This window comes from Mesorhizobium sp. M1182, assembly GCF_040318335.1.
Taxonomy (GTDB): Bacteria; Pseudomonadota; Alphaproteobacteria; order Rhizobiales; family Rhizobiaceae; genus Mesorhizobium.
The window spans coordinates 274137-296709 of record NZ_JAMYMD010000002.1; the positions used below are offsets into that span (position 1 = coordinate 274137).

The window sequence follows — 22573 nt, forward strand, 5'->3', positions numbered from 1 at the left end:
CTTCTCTGTTGCCGGACGCATACCGCATACAGATTTGCCCAGACAAGGCAAATCGCAAAGCCACCCGAAGCAACCTTTGGATCGGACGCTGTAGCGCTCGCGATCAGACGCCCGCTACCGTGCAGAGGCTTGTCATTCTGGCAATGGCAAGCTCGGGGTCGGCCAGCAACCCTGCCTGGTCGGCAAGGCGAAAGACATCGGCATAGTGACGGATGCCGCGCGCCGATTGCATGCCGCCGACCATCGAAAAATGCTCCTGATGGCCGTTCAGCCATGCCATGAAGACGATGCCGGCCTTGTAGTATTCGGTCGGCGCCTCGAAGATCTTGCGCGACAGCGGCACTGTCGGAGCCATCAGCGCGTCGTAGCCCGCGCGGTCGCCGTCGGCCAGCTTTGCCAGCGCCGCATTGGCGACCGGCGCGATGGCATCGAAAATGCCGAGCAGCGCGTGCGAATGTCTGTCGCCGTCGCCGGCGATCAGCTCGGGGTAATTGAAATCGTCGCCGGTGAACATCAGCACGCCCTCGGGCAGCCGATCCCTGAGCGCAATCTCCTTGCCGGCATCGAGCAGCGATATCTTTATGCCTTCGACCTTGCCGGCATGGCGTTCGATGATCGCGACCAGCGTCTCCAGCGCAGTTTCGAAGTCGCTGCTGCCCCAGTAGCCTTTCAGCGCCGGGTCGAACATGTCGCCCAGCCAGTGCAGGATGACCTTGCCGGAGACCTGGGACAGGATGCGGTCGTAGACGCCGATATAGTCGTCGGGGCTTTTGGCGACCGCCGCCAGCGCCCGGCTGGCCATCACGATCGCCTTGCCGCCAAGCCCTTCGATGAAGCCGAGCTGTTCTTCATAGGCCGCGATGACATCGTCTAGCCTGCTGGCGCCCCCCGGCGCCAGATGGTCGGTGCCGGCGCCCGACGCAAGATCGGCGCCTTCGACGCTGTGCGCCTCGGCGATCGAGCGGCGGATCAATTCTTTGGCATTCGCCCAGTCGAAACCCATGCCGCGCTGAGAGGTGTCCATCGCTTCGGCGACACGGAAGCCAAGCCGCCAGAGGTGACGGCGAAACGCCATCGTCTTGTCCCAGTCGACCGCGGGCCTCGACCACGGATCGGTCATGGCGAGGGGATCGGCAACGACATGGGCGGCGGCGTAGGCGATACGCGAGAAGCGAGCGCCGGCCACAGGCTGCACCGGCTGGCCGACAAGCCGGTAGCGGACACGGCCGGCGCCTTCCCCGGGCAAGGTGATGTCCATGGCTCTCTCCCTTGCCAACGCCTATTAAATGGAACGTTCCAACAAATCAAGATATTTTGACTCCTGCCTCGTGCAGCGAAAATTGCTGCATCGCAGCAGCCGAAAGCCCTGCTTGCCGGAGAATTGCGCCACCGAGCCGCATTTTTCCCGGCTTCGCAAAAACGCGATTGACTCAAATGCGCCGCAGGGATTAGATCGTTCCAATAAAATCGCACAAGAAACCACCGGGAGGACAGATCTGGATGGCCAGCCGGGCCAAGGCAACGATACTCGACATCGCCCGTGAGGCGGGCGTGTCCAAATCGACGGTATCGCTGGTGCTGCAAGGCAGCGGGCTGATCCGGCCCGAAACCGCGCTCAAGGTGCGCAAGGCGATCGAGGACGTCGGCTATGTCTACAACCGCGGCGCCGCCAATCTGCGCAAGGCCCATTCCAACGTCATCGGCATGGTCATCAACGATCTCACCAATCCGTTTTTCGCCGAGCTCGCGGTCGGCATGGAGCGCGTCTTCCAGTCGGCCGGAGTCGTGCCTTTCATCGCCAATACGGCTGAAAACCCGGTGCGCCAGGAAGAGGTTCTGAAATCGTTGATGGAGCAGGGTGTCGCCGGGCTCGTCGTGTCGCCGGCGCGCGGCACCACGCCTGGTGCGTTCCGTCGCCTTGAGACCGCAGGCGTTCCGGTCGTCTTCGTCATGCGCCGGCTTCCCGAAAGCCGTATCCCGGTGATCACGCCCGACAATCATCGCGGCGCCTATCTCGCCACCGCCCATCTGATCGGCAAGGGCCACCGCCGGCTGGCCTTCTTCGGCGGCTCGTCCGACCTTGTCGTCTATCACGAGCGCCTGGGCGGCTTTCGCGAGGCCTGTGAAGCGCTCGGCATCGATCCGGCCGACAGGCTGGTCTTCGAGGGCGAAACCAGCCGCAAGGGCGGTATTGCCTGCCTGGAAACCGCACTTGCCATGGCCGCGCCGCCGACCGCGGCCCTTTGCTTCAACGATGCGGTCGCCTTCGGCGTCTTGCTGGCGCTGCGCAAGCGCGGCCTGGAACCCGGCGCGGACTTTGCCGTCGTCGGCTTCGACGACGTCGCCGAGGCCGAGCACTATATGCCGGCGCTGACCAGCGTCGCGGTGAACACCGCCGGCCTCGGCGAGCGCGCCGCCCATGTCGTGCTGAAGATGATCCAGTCGCGCACCACGCGCGCCGAGGATCATATCGGCGCCGTCAACCTCGTGGTCCGGGAAAGCTGCGGCCCCGATCGCAATGGAACTCGGCGTGCAGGAATGGGAGACGCGGCATGACCGTCCGATGGGGATTGATCGGCGCCAGCACGATCGCAAGACAGTTCATGATCGGCGCCATCCGCGCGCAGAAGGACGGCGAGATCGCCGCGGTGATGAGCTCCAGCCCGGAGCGCGCCGCCAATTACGCCGGTGAAAACCGCATTCCGGCGGCGGTCTCGACGCTCGACGCCCTGCTCAAATCCGATATCGACGCCGTCTACATCTCGACCACTAACGAATTGCATCTCGAACAGGCACTCGCCGCCATCGAGGCGGGAAAGCATGTGCTGTGCGAAAAGCCGCTGGCGCTGACCAGCGCCGACGCGCGCAAGATGGTCGCGGCGGCCAGGGCCGCCGGCGTTGTGCTCGGCACCAATCACCATCTGCGCAATGCCGGCTCGCATCGGGCGATGCGCGAAGCGATCGCTGGCGGCCGCATCGGCAGGCCGATCGCCGCGCGCGTCTTCCACTCTGTCTATCTGCCGGAACACCTGCAGGGCTGGCGCATCACCAGGCCGGACGCCGGCGGCGGCGTGGTGCTCGACATCACCGTCCACGATGCCGACACGCTGCGCTTCGTGCTCGGCGACGATCCGGTCGAGATCTCGGCGTTCACACAATCGGCCGGCATGGCCGCCGGCGGGCTGGAAGACGGCGCCATGTGCCTCTGGCGCTTCGCATCGGGCGTCATCGCCCAGTCGCACGAGGGCTTTACCACCAAATTCGCCGGCACCGGCTTCGAGGTGCATGGCAGCGAAGGCTCGCTGATCGCCAAGGACGTAATGACGCAGAAGCCAGTCGGCTCGGTGTTGCTTCGCACGGCACAGGGTGAGGAGGAATTGAGCTTCGACCGCGAAGACCTCTATGCCCGTTCGCTGCGCCAATACCACGCGGCGATCCGCGGCGAGGGCCAGCCTTCCGCCACCGGCGAGGACGGCGTCTGGTCGCTGACATCAGCCGAAGCGGCATTGCAGTCGGCCAGGTCTGGCAGGGCCGTTGCCATCGACCCGAAGCTCGGGAGCGCAGCGTGAGCAAGCTCGTTTCCGCGGCTGAGGCTGCCGGCCTGATCAGGGATGGCGTGGTCGTTTCCGTGTCGTCGTCGAGCGGCCTCGGCTGCCCGGATGCGGTGCTTGCCGCCATCGGCGAGCGCTTCGACGCCGACGGCCATCCCAAGGACATCACGACGCTGCACCCGATCGCCGCCGGTGACATGTACGGCATCAAGGGCATCGACCATGTAGCCAAGCCCGGCCTGTTGAAGCGCACTTTGTGCGGCTCCTATCCGTCCGGGCCTTCATCGTCGGAACCGCCGCAGATCTGGAAGATGATCGGCGACAATACGGTCGCCGCCTATAACGTGCCGTCCGGCATCCTGTTCGACATGCATCGCGAGGCCGCCGCCAAGCGCCCCGGCGTGCTGACCAAGGTCGGGCTCGATACCTTTGCCGACCCGCGCCATCAGGGTTGCGCCATGAACGCTGCCGCCAGCGAGCCGATCGTTTCGGTGCAGCAGTTCGACGGCGAGGAATGGCTCTATTTCCGCTCGATCGTACCGCAGGTCGCGATCATCCGCGCCACCACGGCGGACGAGCGCGGCAACCTTACCTATGAGCATGAGGGTGCCTATCTCGGCGGCCTCGAACAGGCGCTGGCCGCCCGCAACAATGGCGGCATCGTCATCGCGCAGGTCAAGCGCGTCGTCGAGAACGGCACGCTGAAGCCGCACGATGTGCGCGTGCCCGGCGTGCTGGTCGACCATATCGTGGTGGCGCCCGACCAGTTGCAGACGACGCTGACGCCTTACGATCCGGCCATCTCCGGCGAGATCTTCCGGCCGCTGTCGAGCTTTCGCAACGCCGAGATGAACGTCCAGAAGGTCATTGCGCGCCGCGTCGCCATGGAGCTTGCCGACGGCATGGCGGTCAATATCGGCTTCGGCATCTCGGCCAATGTGCCGCGCATCCTGCTCGAGGAAGGCCAGCACGGCAAGGTCACCTGGGTCATCGAACAGGGCGCGGTCGGCGGCGTGCCGCTGCTCGATTTCAAGTTCGGCTGCTCGTCGAACGCCGATGCCTTCATGCCTTCGCCGCACCAGTTCATCTATTTCCAGGCCGGCGGCTTCGACGCCTCGCTGCTGTCCTTCCTGCAGATCGACCGGCACGGCTCGGTCAATGTCTCGAAGCTTTCGGCGCGGCCGCATGTCACCGCCGGCGCCGGCGGCTTCGTCGACATCACCGCGCGGGCGAAGAAGATCGTCTTTTCCGGTTTCTTCAATGCCGGCGCCAAGTTGTCGCTTGCCGGTGGCGGCATCCGCATCGACCAGGAGGGCAAGGTCAAGAAGGTCGTCGGCGAGGTCGAGCATATCTCCTTCTCGGGCAAGCGTGCCGTCGCGCAGGGACAGGATATCACCTATGTCACCGAGCGCTGCGTGATGAAGCTGACGCCTGCGGGGCTGATGGTGACCGAGTTGGCGCCGGGCATCGACCTCGAGCGCGATGTGCTGGCGCAGGCCGAGATCCCGCTCGCCGTCGCCAACGACCTGAAAGTGACGCCGGATGCGCTCTACCGGGACCGGCCGATCGGCCTATCGCTCAATGGCGGCGCGTCGCTTGGAGGCGCACATGGCTGAGCGTCTGGTAACCTTTGAAACCGACGGCGCCATCGGCATTGTCACGCTGCGCCGGCCGGAGAAATTCAACGCGCTCGATATTCCGATGCTGCGGGCGCTGGAAGCGGCATTCGACGAGGCCGAGACAGCAACCGGCGTCCGCGTCGTGCTGGTCTGCGGCGAAGGCAAGGGCTTTTGCGCTGGCGGCGACGTCGAGGCTTGGGCGGAAATGAGCGCTGCCGATTTCCAGGTGCAATGGGTGCGCTACGGCCACCGCGTCTTCGACCGGCTGGCGCGGCTACGGCAGCCGACGATCGCCGTTCTTGCCGGCCATGCGCTGGGCGGCGGGCTGGAACTGGCGGCCGCTGCAGACTTCCGCGTGGCGGAAACACAGGTGAAGCTGGGGTTCCCCGAAACCTCGATCGGCGTCGTTCCCGGCTGGTCCGGCACCCAGCGCGCCGTGCGCCGCTTCGGTGCGCAGGCAGTGCGGCGGATGGCGCTCGGCGGCGAGGTGTTTCTGGCTACCGATGCGATGGCAGTGGGGATTGTCGACCGGGTGGTCGAGACCGGCAAGGCGTTCGCCGAAGCCAAGGCCTGGGCCGGCAAGATCGCCGAGCGCGGCCCGCTCGCGACCGAAGCCGCCAAGCTGATGATTGCCATCGCCGAGGGCGAAGAGAGTGCTGCCGCGACCGAAGCGCTGGCCAGCGGCTTCATCGCGCTGACAAGCGATCTCAGGACCGGCGTCGAGGCTTTCAAGGCCAAGCAGAAGCCGGCGTTCTCAAGATTTTAGGAACCTGGAAATCACATGAACGCACCCCTCAACATCGCCATGCCCGCCGAGGCAGCCGCAGCGCCGAAAAGCTACCGGCTGCTGATCGGCGGCAGGTTCGTCGACGCCCAGGACGGCCGCACGCTGGAGCGCAGCAGCCCTGGCCACGGCTTCACCGTCTCGCGCTATGCACAAGCCGGCGCGGCGGACGTGGAGGCTGCGGTACAGGCCGCGCACAGGGCCTTCGAGACCGGCCCGTGGCCGCGCATGAAGGCCGCCGAGCGCGCCGCGATCCTGCTCAAGGCTGCTGACCTGATCGAGGCGCGGCTGGACGAGATTGCCCGGCTCGACGCACTGGAATCCGGCAAGCCGATTGCGCAGGCGCGCGGCGAGATCGGCGGCGCCGTCGATATCTGGCGTTATGCCGCGGCACTTGCCCGCACGCTTCACGGCGAAAGCTACGCCAATCTCGGCGATGCCATGCTCGGCGTCGTGTTGCGCGAACCGATCGGCGTCGTCTCCATCATCACGCCGTGGAATTTCCCGTTCCTTATCGTCAGCCAGAAACTACCCTTCGCGCTCGCCGCCGGCTGCACGGCGGTGGTCAAGCCGAGCGAGATGACCTCGGCCTCGACCTTTGTGCTCGGCGAGATCCTGATGCAGGCCGGCCTGCCGGATGGCGTCGTCAACATCCTTGCCGGGTTGGGCGCCGATGTCGGCGCACCGATGGTCAGCCATCCGCTGGTCGAGATGGTGTCGTTCACCGGCTCCACCCGCGTCGGCAAGATGACCATGGCGTCTGCCGCCAACTCGCTGAAGAAAGTCGCGATGGAGCTCGGCGGCAAGAACGGCCAGATCGTCTTTCCCGATGCCGACCTCGAGGCCGCCGCCGACGCGGCGGTGTTCGGCGGCTTTTTCAATGCCGGCGAATGCTGCAATGCCGGCAGCCGGCTGATCGTCCATGAGGCGATCGCCGACGAGTTCCTCGGCGCCGTCAATGCCCTCACCGCCAAGGTGGTTGTCGGCGACCCGCTCGACGACCGCACCAAGGTCGGCGCGATGATCTCCGCCGACCATATGGCCAAGGTCACCGGCTACGTGACGGCAGCGGAAAACGGCGGCGGCCGGATCTGTAGCGGCGGCAATCAGCTTGCTTCGAGCGCCGGCCAGTATCTTGATCCGACCATCGTTCGCGATGTCACCGAAGACATGGCCATTGCACGCGAGGAAGTGTTCGGTCCGGTGCTCTCGGTGCTGACTTTTGAATCGATTGAAAGGGCGTTGCACATCGCCAACAACACGCCCTATGGTCTGTCGGCGGGCGTGTGGAGCGCCAGCATCGATACCTGCATGTCGGTGGCGCGGAATGTGCGTTCGGGAACCGTTTGGGTGAACACGTTCATGGAGGGTTACCCCGAGCTGCCTTTCGGCGGCTACAAGCAGTCCGGTCTCGGACGCGAACTCGGCAAGCGCGCCGTCGAGGATTATACCGAGGAAAAGACAATCCAGTTTCATCGCGGCCAGCGCACCGGATGGTGGGTCGGCTGAGTTGGGAAGAACCCGGCGGGCATCCGCCGGTCGTGTAAGTTCAACAAGGGAGGAAGTACATGTTGCGCAAACTGCTTATCGGGACGGCTCTCGCATCGGGCGTTGCGTTCGCGGCCCATGCCGAGGACGTCAAGGAAGTCCAGATGCTGCATTGGTGGACGTCGGGCGGCGAAGCTGCCGCTCTGAACGTGCTCAAGCAGGATCTGGCCAAGGAAGGCTTTGCCTGGAAGGACGTGCCGGTGGCCGGCGGCGGCGGCGACGCTGCCATGACCGCGCTGAAGGCGATGGTGGCAGCGGGCAACTACCCGACCGCCTCGCAGATGCTTGGCTATACCGTGCTCGATTACGCCGCAGCCGGCGTTATGGGCGACCTGACCGAGACGGCGATAAAGGAAGGCTGGGACAAGTCCGTTCCCGCGGCCCTGCAGAAATTCTCCGTCTATGACGGCAAGTGGGTCGCGGCTCCGGTCAATGTCCACTCGGTCAACTGGCTATGGATCAACAAGGCGGTGATGGACAAGATCGGCGGCACCGAGCCCAAGACCTTCGACGACTTCATTGCGTTGCTGGACAAAGCCAAGGCGGCGGGCGTCATCCCGCTCGCGCTGGGCGGCCAGAACTGGCAGGAAGCGACAATGTTCGACTCAGTCGTGCTGTCGACCGGCGGGCCTGAGTTCTACAAGAAGGCCTTCAACGACCTCGACGAGGAGTCGCTGAAGTCCGACACGATGAAGAAGTCGTTCGACAATCTCGCCAAGCTCGTCACCTATGTCGACCCGAACTTCTCGGGCCGGGACTGGAACCTCGCCACCGCCATGGTCATCAAGGGCGATGCGCTGGTGCAGGTGATGGGTGACTGGGCCAAGGGCGAATTCAACGCCGCCAAGAAGGTCCCGGGCACCGACTTCCTGTGCTACCGCTTCCCGGGCACCGACGGCAGCGTCGTCTACAACTCCGACATGTTCGGCATGTTCAACGTTCCGGAGGACCGCAAGGCCGCCCAGATCGCCCTGGCCACCGCCACGCTGTCGAAGAGCTTCCAGTCGGCCTTCAACGTCGTCAAGGGGTCTGTTCCGGCCCGCACCGACGTGCCGGACACCGATTTCGACGCTTGCGGCAAGAAGGGCATGGCCGACCTGAAGGCCGCCAATGAACGCGGCACGCTGTTCGGTTCGCTGGCGCAGGGCTATGGCGCGCCTCCCGCGGTTGCCAACGCCTACAAGGATGTCGTCTCGAAATTCGTGCACGGCCAGATCAAGACCTCGGACGAGGCCGTGACCCAACTGGTCAGCGCGATCGAAGACGCCAAGTAAGGCACCCGCCCATGTGAATGATCTCCCCGGCGCAAGCCGGGGAGATCCCCTGCGGCGATGTTTTGCGGTTGCGCCGACCGGCACGCTTTCGTGCCGCAGAGCCCGAGACAGCAGAATTCCGGACCCGCCATACGGAATGGACAGATGAGCACAGTTGCTGAAACCAGTATCACGCTGACGCCGGAGCACGATGCCCGTCCGGGCGCCACGGTGCGCTCGCGCCTTCAGGACGCGCTGCCGAAGCTCGTGCTGGCGCCGAGCTTCGCCGCCACAATCGTCTTCGTCTACGGCTTCATCCTGTGGACGATCTATCTGTCCTTCACCAATTCCAAGACCTTTCCCTCCTATGCGATCACCGGGCCACGCGCCTATCAGCGGCTATGGCGCTGGACTTTCGAAAGCGATCCGCCGTCCTCCTGGTACACGTCGATCACCAATATGGGGATTTTCGGCTTCCTCTACATTTCCATCTGCCTGGCGCTCGGCCTGTTCCTGGCGATCCTGCTCGACCAGAAGATCCGCGGCGAAGGTGTGCTGCGGCCGATCTACCTCTACCCGATGGCACTGTCGTTCATCGTCACCGGCGTTGCCTGGAAATGGTTTCTGGACCCCGGCCTCGGCCTCGAGCAGACACTGCACCAATGGGGCTGGACGAGCTTCCATTTCGACTGGATCAAGAACAAGGATTTCGTCATCTACACGGTGGTCATCGCCGGCGTCTGGCAGGCGTCGGGCTTCATCATGGCGATGTTCCTGGCCGGCCTGCGCGGCATCGACGGCGAGATCCTGAAGGCGGCGCAGATCGACGGCGCCACCACCTTCCAGCTCTACCGTCGCATCGTCATCCCGCTGCTGCGGCCGATCTTCCTGTCCGCCTTGATCGTCCTCGCGCATCTCGCCATCAAATCCTACGATCTGGTGGTCGCGCTGACCAGCGGCGGGCCGGGCGGTTCGGCCTGGCTGCCGTCCAACTTCATGTATGAGTACACCTTCAAGCGCAACGAGATGGCCGTCGGCTCGGCCAGCGCCGTGATCATGCTGATGACCATCACCGCGATCATCGTTCCCTATCTCTATTCCGAGCTTCGGGAGAAGCCGCGATGAGCGCCGTGGCCACTCCTGCTCGCCAGAGCACTGGCGGTATCAGCGCCAGGACGGTCAACCGTATTGTCATCTACGGGCTGCTGGCGCTGTTCGCGCTGTTCTATCTGATGCCGCTGTTCGTCATGCTTGTGACCTCGTTCAAGACCATGGACGAAATCCAGAACGGCAACATGCTGGCGCTGCCGCAGGAGCCGACCTTCGCACCTTGGATAAGGGCGTGGAGCGAGGTTTGCTCGGGTCTCACCTGCGTCGGCATGAAGGGTTATTTCTGGAACTCGATCAAGATGGTGGTTCCGGCCGTCATCATCTCGACCCTGCTCGGTGCGCTCAACGGCTATGTGCTGACGAAGTGGCGCTTTCGCGGGGCGACGCTGGTGTTCGGGCTGATGCTGTTTGCCTGCTTCATTCCGTTCCAGTCCGTCCTCTTGCCGATGGCAACGATCCTCGGCAGCCTCGGCCGGTTCGGCGTCAAGCTGCAGAACGCGACCGGCCTCACCTTCGGCTTCGGCAATCCGACCGTGAATCTGGTGTTCGTTCACGTCGTCTACGGCATCGGATTCACCACCCTGTTCTTCCGCAATTATTACGAAGCGTTTCCGAACGAACTGGTGAAGGCGGCGCAGATCGACGGCGCCAGCTTCTTCCAGATCTTCCGGCGCATCATGCTGCCCAACTCGCTGCCGATCATCGTGGTGACGGTGATCTACCAGTTCACCAACATCTGGAACGACTTCCTCTTCGCTTCCGCCTATGCCGGCTCAGGCGACGTGATGCCGATGACGGTGGCGCTGAACAATGTCGTCAACACCTCGACCGGCGTCGTCGAATACAACGTCAACATGGCGGCGGCGATGATCGCCGCGCTGCCGACGCTCCTCGTATACGTGCTCGCCGGCCGCTATTTCGTGCGCGGCCTGATGGCCGGCGCCGTCAAAGGATAATCGCATGGCTTTTCTGGAAATTGACGGGCTGAAGAAGCGTTTCGGAGCGGTCGAGATCCTGAAAGGCATCGACCTCGACCTGGAAAAGGGCGGCTTCCTCGTGCTGGTCGGGCCTTCCGGTTGCGGCAAGTCCACGCTGCTCAACACTATTGCCGGCCTGGAAACCATCACCGAAGGGGAAATCCGCGTCGACGGACGCACGATCAACGATCTCCACCCCTCCAAGCGCGACATCGCCATGGTCTTCCAGAGCTACGCGCTCTATCCGAACATGACGGTTGCCGGCAATATCGCCTTCGGCATGGAGATGCGCGGCGTGCCGGCCGGCGAGCGCCAGAAGGCAATCGACAAGGTGGCGAAGGTCCTGCAGATCGGCCATCTGCTGAAGCGCAAGCCAAGCCAGCTCTCCGGCGGCCAGCGCCAGCGCGTTGCCATGGGCCGGGCGCTGGTGCGTGATCCAAAGCTGTTCCTGTTCGACGAGCCTTTGTCCAATCTCGATGCCAAGCTGCGTGTCGACATGCGCATCGAGATCAAGCGCCTGCATGCCACCACCGGCACCACCATCGTCTACGTCACCCACGACCAGATCGAGGCGATGACGCTGGCCACCAAGATCGCGGTGATGCGCGACGGCGAGGTGCAGCAGTTCGGCACGCCAGCCGAAATCTATAACAATCCGGTCAACCTGTTTGTTGCCGACTTCATGGGCTCGCCGGCGATGAACCTGATCCCGGCGACGATCGGCAGCAACGGCAGCGGCTTCTCCGTCGTCATGGAGCGCGAGGCGCGCCAGCCGATCTCGCTGCCGCTGGGCAATGCGCCGGCCGGCCTGTCGGCATTCCAGGGAAAACCGATCATCTTCGGCGTCCGCCCGGAAGCACTGACCGATCCCGAGGGTGCCGAACGCAACGCCTCGAACATCGCCCGCGCCGACTGTCACATCGAGGTCATCGAGCCGGCCGGCTCGGATACGTTCGCGGTCACCAATCTCGGCGGCAAGGCGGTGGTGGCGCGGCTGCGCGCCGATGCCAAAATCCAGCCCGGCACGGTCACGCCGCTCGCCTTCAACCTGACCAAGGCGGTGTTCTTCGATCCGGCGACCGAGAAACGCATCGTCTAACGGCCATGACAAATCCCGACATCGTCATCATCGGCTCCGGTATAGGCGGCGCCACGATCGCCTCCGGCCTTGCCGGCGGTGGCGCCTCGATCCTGATGCTGGAGCGTGGCGAACCACTGCCGGCAACGCCGCACACACGCGACACCCACGCAATCTTCGTCGATGGTCATTATCGGCCGAAGGAGATGTGGCTCGAGGCCGGCGGAGCGCCTTTCAACCCGGGCAATTACTACTATGTCGGCGGCAATTCGAAATTCTACGGCGCGGTGCTGATCCGCTACCGCAGGGAAGACTTTTCGGAGATGGAGCACTATGGCGGCGTCTCGCCGGCCTGGCCGTTTTCCTACGAGGAATTCGAGCCCTGGTATTCCAGGGCCGAGCAACTTTTCCGCGTGCGCGGTGCACTCGGCGAAGACCCGACCGAGCCGTTCCACTCTACGCCCTACCCTTTCGGGCCGGTACCAGACGAGCCGTCGATCGCGCGTGCGCGCGCCGAGTTGAAGAGCCTAGGCCTGCATCCGGCATCGCTGCCGCTCGGCGTCGACATCGAAGCCTGGCTGAAAGACGGCAGCACGCCGTGGGACGCGTTTCCCAACACCGGGACCGGCAAGGTCGACGCCCAAACGGGACCGCTGGCCGCCGCCCTTGCCGACCAGAAGATCAAGCTCGAGACCGGCGCCCATGTCGAATATCTCGAGGCATCGCCGGATGCGAGGACAATCATCGCCGTCCATTATCGACAGAACGGTACGCTGAAGAAAGTCGCGCCGAAGCTGGTCATCCTGTCGGCCGGCGCAGTCAATTCCGCCGCCATCCTGCTGCGCTCGCCCACCCCTCAGGGCAGAGGCGGTGGCAAAGGCCTGGCCAACCGTTCCGACCAGGTCGGCCGCAACTTCATGAACCACAATTCGAGCGCCATGCTGGCGATCGATCCGCGCCGCAGGAACAAGTCCGTCTACCAGAAGACGCTGATGCTGAACGATTATTATCTGTCCGACGGCAAGGGCGGCAAACCGCTCGGCAACGTCCAGCTTCTAGGCAAGATCGACGGCAACATCCTCAAGGCCAATGTCAGGCGCGCGCCCAAATTCGCGCTGGATTTCATGGCCGGCCACGCCGTCGACTGGTATCTGATGTGCGAGGACCTGCCCGATCCCGAGAGCCGCATCATGGTCGACGGCAAGGACATCGTCATGCAGTGGCGGCGCTCCAACATGCAGTCGCTCGACGGACTGACCAAGGTGATGCGCGAGAATTTCCGCGCCTGCGGCTATCCGATCGTCCTGTCACGGCCGTTTGACAAGCGCACGCCCTCACATCAGTGCGGCACGGTGAAGATGGGCAACGATCCAGCGACCTCGCCGCTGGATCCGTTCTGCCGCTCCTTCGACCACAGCAATTTGTTCGTCGTCGATGCTGGCTTCCTGCCGAATTCGGCCGCCGTCAATCCGGCGCTGTCGATCGCCGCACAGGCGCTGCGCGTCGCCGATCATATCCGCAAGACGGAGCTTGCAACATGAGCCGCCCGGCAGCGATCGTCACCGGCGGCGCGCGCGGCATCGGCCTTGCCTGTGCCGAGGCGCTGGCCAGCGCCGGCTTCGATATTCTGGTCGCCGACCTTGCTGACGAAGCCGCAGACGGGCTCGCCGCCGACATCACCGGGCGCGGCGCGAAATTCGCCTATGTCAGCGGCGACATCGCCGACCTCGACGGCCACGCAGCGCTGATTGATGCCGCGACAAGCGCCTTCGGCCGCATCGACTGCCTGGTCAACAATGCCGGCATCGGCACTGTCCTGCGCGGCGATCTGCTCGAGCTCAAGCCGGAAAATTTCGACCGGGTGCTCGGCATCAATCTGCGCGGCACCGTATTCCTCAGCCAGGCCGTCGCCAAAGCGATGCTCGGCCTGCCAAGCGATGGTGCGAGATCGATCATCACCATCACTTCGGTCAGCGCCGCCATGGCCTCGCCGGAACGTTCCGATTACTGCATCTCCAAGGCTGGGCTTTCGATGTGGGTGAAGAACCTGGCACTGCGGCTCGCCGCCGAAAATATCGCCGTGTTCGAGGTGCGCCCGGGCATCATCCGCACCGACATGACCGCCGGTGTGACCGCCAAATATGACGGGCTGATCGACGGCGGGCTGGTGCCGGCGATGCGCTGGGGCGAGAGCGAAGATATCGGTGCCGCCGTGGCGGCGCTCGCCGGCGGCAAGTTCGGCTTTTCGACCGGCTCGGTCATCAATATCGACGGCGCGCTGTCGGTGCCGAGGCTATGAACAGGTGATGCCATGACCGACTACATAATCGTCGGCGCCGGCCCGGCCGGGTGCGTACTCGCCAACCGGCTGAGCGAAGATCCGTCGCATCAGGTGCTGCTGCTCGAAGCCGGCGGCAAGGACTGGCATCCGTTGATCCACATGCCGGCCGGTTTCGCCAAGATGACCAAGGGCATCGCCGCCTGGGGCTGGTCGACGGTGCCGCAAAAGCACATGCAGGACCGTGTCTTCCGATACACGCAGGCCAAGGTGATCGGTGGCGGCTCTTCGATCAACGCCCAGATCTACACGCGCGGCAACGCCCGCGACTACGACGCCTGGGAGAAGGAAGAAGGCCTTGCCGGCTGGGGCTATCGCGACGTGCTGCCCTATTTCAAGCGCGCGGAGAACAACCAGCGTTATGCCAACGATTTCCACGGCGACCAAGGCCCGCTCGGCGTATCGAACCCGATCGCGCCGCTGCCGATCTGCGAGGCCTATTTCCGTGCCGGACAGGAGATGGGCATCCCCTTCAATCCCGACTTCAACGGGGTAGCCCAGGAGGGCGTCGGTTATTATCAGCTGACGCAGAAGGACGCGAAGCGCTCCTCCGCCTCTGTCGCCTATCTCCGGCCGATCCGCGAGCGAAAGAATCTCACCGTCAGGACCGGCGTTCTGGTGACGCGCATCGTCGTCGACAAGGGCCGCGCCGTCGGCGTCGAGATCGTCGACAGGCCGGGCGGCCAGCCAACGATCCTGCGCGCCGAGCGCGAGGTGATCGTCTCGTCCGGCGCCATCGGCTCGCCGAAGCTTTTGCTGCAGTCGGGCATCGGCCCGGCCGACCATCTGAAGGCGGTCGGCGTGACACCGGTGCACGATCTGCCCGGCGTCGGCTCCAACCTGCAGGATCATCTCGACCTGTTCGTCATCGCCGAATGCACCGGCGATCACACCTACGACAACTACGCCAAGCTGCACTGGACGGCGTGGGCCGGGCTGCAGTATCTGCTCCTGAAGAAAGGCCCGGTAGCCTCCAGCCTGTTCGAGACCGGCGGCTTCTGGTACGCCGATCCGACCGCCGCCTCTCCCGATATCCAGCTGCATCTCGGCCTCGGCTCCGGCATCGAGGCCGGCGTCGAGAAGCTGAACAATCCGGGCGTGACACTGAACTCGGCGTTCCTGCGCCCGCGCTCGCGCGGCACCGTGCGGCTGAACAGTGCCGATCCGGCCGACCGCCCGCTGATCGATCCGAATTATTGGTCCGATTCCTATGACCGCGACATGTCGATCAAGGGGTTGAGGCTGGCGCGCGAGATCATGCGGCAGAAGGCGCTGGCCCCCTTTGTGCTGCGCGAGGTACTGCCGGGACCCGACCTGCAGAGCGGCGACGAGCTGTTCGACTACGCTTGCCGCAGTTCCAAGACCGACCACCACCCGGTCGGCACCTGCCGCATGGGCCACGATGCGATGAGCGTGGTAACGCCAGATCTCAGGCTGCGCGGTATCGAGGGCCTGCGCGTCTGCGACGCCTCGGTGATGCCGCGCATCCCCTCCTCCAACACCAATGCCCCGACGATCATGATTGGCGAAAAAGGCGCCGATCTGATCCTTGGCCGCGAGCCGCTGCCGCCGGCGGTGTTTTCCACCAACCGAGCAGCATGAGGGACAAAGAATGATCAGGCACTGTGTCTTCGTCAGATTTCGCAACGATGTCGCCGACGCCGAGCGCGCGGCAATCCATGCCGATCTCGAAGCGTTGCGGGCGGTGATCGACGGCATGGGCAAGGTCGAATTCAGCGCCAATACCAGCCCGGAACCCTTCGCCCGCGGCTTCACGCACGGCTTCACCATCGACTTTCGCGACCCTGCGGCACGCGATGCCTATCTGGAGCATGAAGCGCATCAGCGAGCCGGCGCAAAACTGGTCGCGGCGCTCGAAGGCGGCCCCGACGGGCTGATGGTGTTTGATCTGGAGATCGCGTGACTATCCCATTCTCAGCGCAACGACGCCGGCAACGATGCTAAGCACCGCGGCACCTCGCCATGCCGTCATCTTCTCGCCGAGCGCGAACACCGAGATCATCATGGCGAACAGGATCGATGTTTCGCGCAGCGACGCCACCGAGGCGATCGGCGCCTTGGTCATCGCCCACATCACGATCCAGTAGGCGCCGCCGCTGAGCACGCCGGTATAGGTTCCGGCCTTCCAGTCGCGCGCCAGCACCGGCAGCGCCTGTGGGCCGCGAAAGACGACGCATAGCACCAGCGCCCACAGCGCATCGCAGACGAACAGCCAGGCGGCATAACTCGACGCGGTGGCGGCCAGCCGCGCGCCGCTGCCGTCCGACAGCGTGTAGCTGGCGATGAAGATCGATGTGCCCAACGCGAAACCGACGGCGCGCAGGTTCAATTTCTCCAGATGCGCGCCGCCGCGAAACGACAGCACCAGCGTGCCCGCCGACAACAAGAGGATGCCGAGAATGGCGAGCGGCGCCGGCATCTCGGCAACCACCACAACGCCCCCCAAAGCGGCCAGCAATGGCGCGGTGCCGCGCGCCAGCGGATAGGTCTGGGCGAAATCGCCGGTCTTGTAGGCGCCGATCAGGAACGTCCTGTAGCCCATGTGGAAGACAACCGAGGCGAGGATGTATGGCCACACTTCCGGCTTCGGCACCTCGACGAAAGGCAACGTCACCAGCGCAGCGGCACCCATGCCGAGCGTCATCAGTGTGATCGACAGGAAACGGTCGAGGTGGACCTTGACCAGCGCGTTCCAGATCGCATGCATGGAAGCGGCGGCGAGCACCGCGAAAAAGACAAACAGGCTCATCGGCGGTTCATCCGCCGCCCGTCCCGATGACGATCGGCGTCTCCAGGTCGATATCGACCCAGAGCGGAAAATGGTCGGAAGCGATTTGGCCGATATCGGCGCTGACCGAGCGCACGCGCCCGGCAAACATGCCGCCGACGAAGCAATGGTCGAGCCGGCGCTTTGCCAGCCTGCCATCGATAGTCTTCACATGGGTGTGGAAATCCGCTGTCGGTTCCATTGCGACGGCGGCGGCATCGACAAAACCGTCGAGATAGGCGGCACCGCGATGATAGGGCGCGCTGCCGATAAGGCGCCGGTACTCGGCGCTGTCCGGCTCCATGTTGAAGTCGCCCAACCAGATCGCCGCTACGGGGTTTTCTGGCTCCTGTTCGCCATTGCTCCAGTTGCGCGCCGGCTCGTCGTCAGCGCCGCTCCATGGACCGCCCTGGGACGGCGCACGGCGATGCTCGGCGAGCAAATAGTCGATCTGCTCCAGCCGCTCCTCGGCCGCGATATGCGCCAGATGCAACGACAGCACCCGCACCGGACCGGCAGGGGTGCGGATCATGCATTCGAGTGCGGCATTGCGGGTGTTGAGCGGCCGCAGCGTGCGCCTGAGCGGCAGCGTATGCAGCCGCGACCAGACGATCGGAAGCTTCGACAGAACCATGGTGCCGAATTGCCGCCGCCGGTTGACGATGCGGCCTACACGCCGGTGGCTGGCATCCATGTCGAAGGCCGGCCCGTAGACCCAATGGTAGTCGGGCAGAAATTGCGAAAGAAGTTCCGGCTGGTCGTCCTCGTTGCTGCGCAACCAGTGCCGTTCCACCTCCTGCAAGGCGATGATGTCGGCGCCGGCCACGACCTTGGCGCAACGCGCCAGGTCGTAGCGGCCATCGCTGCCGAAGCCATACTGGATGTTATAGCTGACCAGCTTCATTGCTTATTCGGCTCAGTTTCCTGCTGGCAGTAGCCGTTCGCTGACAGCCTTGCAATGTGCAGCCGGGCGGAGGGAGCTTGGGCCAGATGCTAAGTGGTCAGCGGCTGGAACCGACCGGGCGGGGATGCTGCCAGTTCCGACCAGTCGATTTCTTCCTCAAGGCGGTGGTAGGCTTCGTCGCCGATCGTTCCGTCGATGCGCAAACGCTCCAGCGCATCGCGCTGGCTCTTGATGGCGTAGAGACGCAATCTGTCATACTCGGTCGCCGCCTGGGCATCCTCGGGGTTTTCGGCGATGGCGCGCTGGGCGGCATATTGCTCTCGCACCGCCCCGGCCGCGCTCGATGTCTTGCCGCTGAGCACGTCCAGCGCCGCCTGCATGATGGCGACGCGCGCCTGCGCCACCTCCCGGTCGACCGTCCGGTCGAGGTCGAGATTGAGCAGAAGCAGCAACGGTTTCAGGCTGACGCCTTGCAGCACCAACGTGCCGAGCACGACCGTGAAAGCGGCGAGCACGATCGGATCACGGCCCGGAAAGTCGGCCGGCAAGGCGAAGGCTGCCGCAAGCGTCACCAGACCACGCATGCCGCACCAGCCGATGAGCACGCCGCCGCGGAATGTCGGTGCGTCCTTCCGCCTGTCCTCGTCGCCCAGACGGGCCAGCGCTCTGAGGATCGCGCCGCAGCCCAGAACCCAGACGAGCCGTGATACGATGACGACGGCCAGCACAGCCAGGGCAAAGACGAACGCCTCGCTTTGTCCTTGCTCGGCAAGTCGCCCGACGATGGACCGCGCTTGCAGGCCCATCAGAACGAAGGCCAGCACGTTGAGCACGAACACCGCCGTCTCCCAGACCGAGTAGGAGCTGACACGATTCCTTGCCGGCATGCGGCGCGGCGATGTACGTGCGATCGTCATGGCATAGACGACGATCGTGATGATGGCGGAAAGCCCTATCCTGTCGGCCAGGATCCAGACGCCGAAGGTTGAGGCGAATTGCACCACGGTGCCGCTCGCCGGGTCGTCGATGCGGCCGAGTATGGCGAGAGACAACCGGCCGAGCACATAGCCTGCGGCAAGGCTGCCGACCGTCGACAGCAGGATCATTGGAACGGCACTGCTCAACAGGATGGAGCCGGCGGCTGCGGAAACCGACATCCTGTAGATCAACAGCGCCGTGGCGTCGTTGAGCAGGCTCTCGCCTTCCAGGATGGCGGTGATGCGGTGCGGCACCTTGAACTGTCCGAGCACGGCCGCCGCCGCCACCGCATCGGGCGGCGCCACGATCGCGCCGAGCGCTATGGCCGCGGCAATGGGCAGGTCTGCCATCGTCCAGCCGACCAGCGCGACCGTCACGGTGGTGAAGATGACGGCGCCAAGCGCCAGCAGGATGAGCGAAACCTTGTAGCGGTTGAGATCGCGCAGCGACGTGTCATAGGCCGCGTCGAGCAGAACCGGCGCGATGAACAGAGCGAGCGCCAGCCCCGGGTCGATCTCGATGGTCGGGGCAAACGGCAGGAAGGCGATGCCGGCGCCGGCCAGCGCCAGCAATGACGGATAGGGAATCTGCAGACGCCGCGACAGCGCGGTCAGGGCGACCGCGATGAGAAGCAGGACAAGGGTGAGTTCAAAAAGCGCCATGCCTTATCGTAGCGGTGAAGCCGGTCGATTGGCACTGCAAAAACGACGACGGCTTTGGCTGTTCGTGAATGGTGAATGGCTGCGTGCAGAGCAATTTCGGCGCGTAAAGCGCATTCTTACTATTCACTGTTCACTATTCACTCTTCTCCTAATGCAGCACCAGCATGTCGCCCGACGAGAACGAAATCTCGGCCTTTTCGCCGACGGCCGGCGGCGGTGTGGCCGGACTGTTGAACGTGTCGAGCGAGACCGTGCTGCCGCCGATGCCGACGCGAACCCGGATGACCGAGCCGAGGAAATGCACCTCGGCGATTTCGCCCCAAAGGCTGGAATCGCGACCGGGGTGTCGGCCGAGCGAGATCGCCTCGGGCCGCAACGCCAGCGACAGCGTGTCGCCGGATTTCGAGCCGTTGAGCTTGCCCTTGAGCGAGACCTCTTGCGAGTTGACGCGCACCTTGCCCGAAGCGGCGTCGGTGACCGTGCCTTCGAGCACGTTCAGCGTGCCGACGAAATTGGCGACGAATTTGGTTGCCGGCCGGTTGTAGATCTCGAACGGCGTGCCGACCTGCTCGGCCTTGCCGCCATACATGACGGCGATGCGGTCGGAGATCGACAGCGCCTCTTCCTGGTCGTGGGTGACGAAGATGGTGGTGATGCCGAGCTTCTTCTGGATCGAGCGGATTTCCTCGCGCAGCGACACGCGCACCTTGGCGTCGAGCGCCGACAGCGGCTCGTCGAGCAGCAGCAGTTTCGGCTTGGGCGCAATCGCCCGCGCCAGCGCGATGCGCTGCTGCTGGCCGCCGGACAGTTGGTAGGGATAGCGGTCGCCCATCTGCGGCAGCTTGATGATGTCGAGCATCTCGGCAACGCGCCTGTCGGCATCGGCCTTCGGCATACCGGCGACCTTCAGCCCGAAGCCGATATTCTGCGCCACGGTGAGGTTCGGAAACAGCGCATAGGCCTGGAACACCATGCCGATGTTGCGCTGGTTGGGCTTGAGCCGGGTGACGTCCTTGCCGGCCACGACGATCTTGCCGGCGGATGGCTCTTCGAAACCGGCGACCATGCGCAGCACCGTCGTCTTGCCGCAGCCCGACGGTCCGAGAAAGGAGACGAATTCGCCCGGCTCGACGTCGAGGTTGAAATCCTGCACCACAATGGCGGCGCCGAAGGATTTCTGCACATGCTGGATTGAGAGGAATGGCTCGGCCATGGCTTTTTCCTTCGGGTCAGTTCGGACGGTTCGCCGATCGCGGCGCGAAGCGCGACAGGATCTGGATCAGCGACATGCAGCCCCAGGTAATGGCAAAGGCGATGATGGCAAGCGCCGCCGGCTCATAGGCGCGATTGGCGCCGACGTTCTGCAGATAGGGTCCGAAAGCAGGCCGGTTGAGCAGGCTGGCCATGGTGAATTCGCCGATGACGATGGCGAAGGTCAGGAAGGCGCCCGACAGCACCGCGATCAGCACGTTGGGCAGGATGACCCGAGTGATGATCGTGCCCCAGCCGGCGCCCAGAATCTGTGCCGCCTCGGTCAGTGTTCGTACATCGATGGTGCGAAGCCCGGTATCGACGGCGCGATACATATAAGGCAGCGCCAGCGTCGCATAACCGATGACCAGCAAGGCATTGGCTCCTGTCTCGCTGGCCAGGAACGGCAGCGGTGAGTTCGACCCGTACATTCTGATGTAGCCGAAGACGATAACGATGGCCGGAATGACCAGCGGCAGCAGCGTGATGAACTCGACGACGGGCCTGATCTGCGGCAGCCGCAGACGAATCCAGTACGCCGCCGGCACCACCACCAGCACGCCAAGGACGATGGTGAAGATGGCTGCGACCACCGAATAGATGAAGGTCGCCTGGAAGCGGGGATCGCCGAGCACGACCTGATAGGCATCGAAGGAATACGCGCCGCGCCGCATGCGCATGGAGAATTCCACGGTCGCGATCAGCGGAATGAAGAAATAGGCCGCGCCCAGCGCGAAGACGATCCAGGCCCAGAATCTGCCGGACTTCATTTGAGCCACCTCTCAGAGCGCGTCCGGAACCAGATGTAGAAGACATTGGCCAGCCCAGTGATGACGATCATGCCGAAGGCGATGGCGTAGCCGAGATGGGCATTGTGCAGCACGTCACCGCGGATCTGCGCGTAGAGCAGGATAGGGACGATGTTAAGCGAGGAGCCGGTCAGAGCGTAAGCGGTGGCGATGGCACCGAAGGCGTTGGCGAACAAGAGGATGACGGTGCCGAGGAAACTTGGCCAGATCACCGGAATGACGACCATGCGCCAGAACTGCGCCTGGGTCGCGCCAAGCGTTGCCGCCGCTTCGCCCCATTCCTTCTTCAGCCCATCGATCGCCGGCACGATGATCACCACCATCAGCGGGATCTGGAAATAGACATAGGTCAGCGTCAGGCCCCAGAACGACAGGATGTTGAAACCATGGGCATAAATGTTGAAGCCGACCAAGACGTTGAGCAGCACCGTGGCGAGCCCGAGCCGGCCGAGCGTCGCGAGAAAGGCGAAGGCCAGCGGCACGCCGGCAAAATTGGAGGCCACGCCGGAAAAGGTCAGTGTCGCCGAGCGTATCCACTCCGGCAGCCCGCCGCGCACGATGGCGATGGCAATGGCAAGTCCCGCGAAAGCACCGATCAGCGACGAGGCGAGGCTGACCTTGATTGAGATCCAGTAGGCGGCAACGATCGACGGCTGCGCCAAGGCCGCTATGTTTTCGAAAGTGAATTCGCCGGCATCGTTCCGGAATGCGCCCAGCATCAGATAGAGCGTCGGCAGGATCAAGAACATGATGGCGAAGATGAAGAAAGGCGCAACGCCAAGCCATTGCGTCGGCAGCCGCATGCTGCGGGCGTCGGCAGGAGGCGCGGTCTTCCCGGCAACAGCGTGATCGGACAACGAGATATCGGTCATGCGCCGGCTACCGTCCTGGAGGTATGCCGGGCGGCGATCTAAGCCGCCCGG

At 64.2% G+C, this 22573-nt stretch carries 20 protein-coding genes; 13 read left to right on the forward strand and 7 right to left on the reverse strand.

Translation table 11 applies throughout. The features are described 5' to 3' along the window. Window positions 1–103: 103 nt before the first annotated feature. Window positions 104–1258, reverse strand: a complete 1155-nt coding sequence (locus tag NKH33_RS03845; RefSeq protein WP_352918248.1) for a dihydrodipicolinate synthase family protein — start codon at window positions 1256–1258, stop codon at window positions 104–106. Window positions 1259–1500: 242 nt separating this feature from the next. On the opposite strand from NKH33_RS03845, the gene NKH33_RS03850 reads away from it, so the two are divergent. From NKH33_RS03850 to NKH33_RS03910, 13 genes are all read left to right on the forward strand, one after another. Beyond that, a complete protein-coding gene (locus NKH33_RS03850; protein WP_352448238.1) occupies window positions 1501–2556 on the forward strand; it encodes a LacI family DNA-binding transcriptional regulator in 1056 nt (351 codons plus the stop codon). Then, a complete protein-coding gene (locus tag NKH33_RS03855) occupies window positions 2553–3569 on the forward strand; it encodes a Gfo/Idh/MocA family protein (RefSeq protein WP_352918249.1) in 1017 nt (338 codons plus the stop codon). Before NKH33_RS03850 ends, NKH33_RS03855 begins: the two co-directional genes overlap by 4 nt. Then, entirely contained in the window at window positions 3566–5167 is a 1602-nt protein-coding gene (locus NKH33_RS03860) for an acyl CoA:acetate/3-ketoacid CoA transferase (protein ID WP_352918250.1), read from the forward strand. Before NKH33_RS03855 ends, NKH33_RS03860 begins: the two co-directional genes overlap by 4 nt. After that, the gene (locus tag NKH33_RS03865; RefSeq protein ID WP_352918252.1) at window positions 5160–5936 is read left to right on the forward strand and encodes an enoyl-CoA hydratase/isomerase family protein; all 777 of its coding nucleotides are present in this window, start codon (window positions 5160–5162) and stop codon (window positions 5934–5936) included. Before NKH33_RS03860 ends, NKH33_RS03865 begins: the two co-directional genes overlap by 8 nt. 15 nt (window positions 5937–5951) lie before the next feature. Next, complete coding sequence (locus NKH33_RS03870) at window positions 5952–7463, forward strand: aldehyde dehydrogenase family protein (RefSeq protein ID WP_352682494.1); 1512 nt, start codon at window positions 5952–5954, stop codon at window positions 7461–7463. A 59-nt stretch (window positions 7464–7522) separates the two neighbouring features. Continuing rightward, window positions 7523–8776: an ABC transporter substrate-binding protein gene (locus NKH33_RS03875; protein WP_352918253.1), complete on the forward strand. Its 1254-nt coding sequence runs from the start codon at window positions 7523–7525 to the stop codon at window positions 8774–8776. Between the two features lie 144 nt (window positions 8777–8920). Then, on the forward strand, window positions 8921–9880 hold the full coding sequence (locus tag NKH33_RS03880) for a carbohydrate ABC transporter permease (RefSeq protein WP_023675368.1): 960 nt from the start codon (window positions 8921–8923) through the stop codon (window positions 9878–9880). After that, entirely contained in the window at window positions 9877–10821 is a 945-nt protein-coding gene (locus NKH33_RS03885; protein WP_023675367.1) for a carbohydrate ABC transporter permease, read from the forward strand. The genes NKH33_RS03880 and NKH33_RS03885 overlap by 4 nt, the downstream gene beginning before the upstream one ends. A gap of 4 nt (window positions 10822–10825) precedes the next feature. Next, window positions 10826–11941: an ABC transporter ATP-binding protein gene (locus tag NKH33_RS03890; protein WP_023675366.1), complete on the forward strand. Its 1116-nt coding sequence runs from the start codon at window positions 10826–10828 to the stop codon at window positions 11939–11941. 5 nt (window positions 11942–11946) lie between these two features. Then, window positions 11947–13461: a GMC oxidoreductase gene (locus tag NKH33_RS03895; RefSeq protein ID WP_352767108.1), complete on the forward strand. Its 1515-nt coding sequence runs from the start codon at window positions 11947–11949 to the stop codon at window positions 13459–13461. Beyond that, a complete protein-coding gene (locus NKH33_RS03900; protein WP_352767106.1) occupies window positions 13458–14219 on the forward strand; it encodes a 3-ketoacyl-ACP reductase in 762 nt (253 codons plus the stop codon). The genes NKH33_RS03895 and NKH33_RS03900 overlap by 4 nt, the downstream gene beginning before the upstream one ends. 12 nt (window positions 14220–14231) lie before the next feature. Beyond that, on the forward strand, window positions 14232–15860 hold the full coding sequence (locus NKH33_RS03905; RefSeq protein WP_352918255.1) for a GMC family oxidoreductase: 1629 nt from the start codon (window positions 14232–14234) through the stop codon (window positions 15858–15860). 10 nt (window positions 15861–15870) lie between these two features. Next, the gene (locus NKH33_RS03910; protein WP_352918257.1) at window positions 15871–16182 is read left to right on the forward strand and encodes a Dabb family protein; all 312 of its coding nucleotides are present in this window, start codon (window positions 15871–15873) and stop codon (window positions 16180–16182) included. Here NKH33_RS03910 and NKH33_RS03915 read toward each other — a convergent pair whose 3' ends face one another. The 6 genes from NKH33_RS03915 to NKH33_RS03940 all read right to left on the reverse strand — a co-directional run bounded on the left by NKH33_RS03915 (window position 16183) and on the right by NKH33_RS03940 (window position 22522). Continuing rightward, entirely contained in the window at window positions 16183–17028 is an 846-nt protein-coding gene (locus NKH33_RS03915; RefSeq protein ID WP_352918259.1) for an EamA family transporter, read from the reverse strand. It abuts the gene before it with no gap. Window positions 17029–17035: 7 nt separating this feature from the next. Continuing rightward, complete coding sequence (locus NKH33_RS03920; RefSeq protein ID WP_352918261.1) at window positions 17036–17950, reverse strand: endonuclease/exonuclease/phosphatase family protein; 915 nt, start codon at window positions 17948–17950, stop codon at window positions 17036–17038. Between the two features lie 89 nt (window positions 17951–18039). Next, a complete protein-coding gene (locus NKH33_RS03925; RefSeq protein ID WP_352918263.1) occupies window positions 18040–19590 on the reverse strand; it encodes a cation:proton antiporter in 1551 nt (516 codons plus the stop codon). A 148-nt stretch (window positions 19591–19738) separates the two neighbouring features. After that, the gene (locus NKH33_RS03930; protein ID WP_352469503.1) at window positions 19739–20803 is read right to left on the reverse strand and encodes an ABC transporter ATP-binding protein; all 1065 of its coding nucleotides are present in this window, start codon (window positions 20801–20803) and stop codon (window positions 19739–19741) included. A 16-nt stretch (window positions 20804–20819) separates the two neighbouring features. Further along, window positions 20820–21611, reverse strand: coding sequence for an ABC transporter permease (locus NKH33_RS03935; protein ID WP_352454042.1), 792 nt, complete (start codon window positions 21609–21611; stop codon window positions 20820–20822). Continuing rightward, the gene (locus tag NKH33_RS03940; protein ID WP_023675356.1) at window positions 21608–22522 is read right to left on the reverse strand and encodes an ABC transporter permease; all 915 of its coding nucleotides are present in this window, start codon (window positions 22520–22522) and stop codon (window positions 21608–21610) included. The genes NKH33_RS03935 and NKH33_RS03940 overlap by 4 nt, the downstream gene beginning before the upstream one ends. Between the last annotated feature and the right edge of the window lie 51 nt (window positions 22523–22573).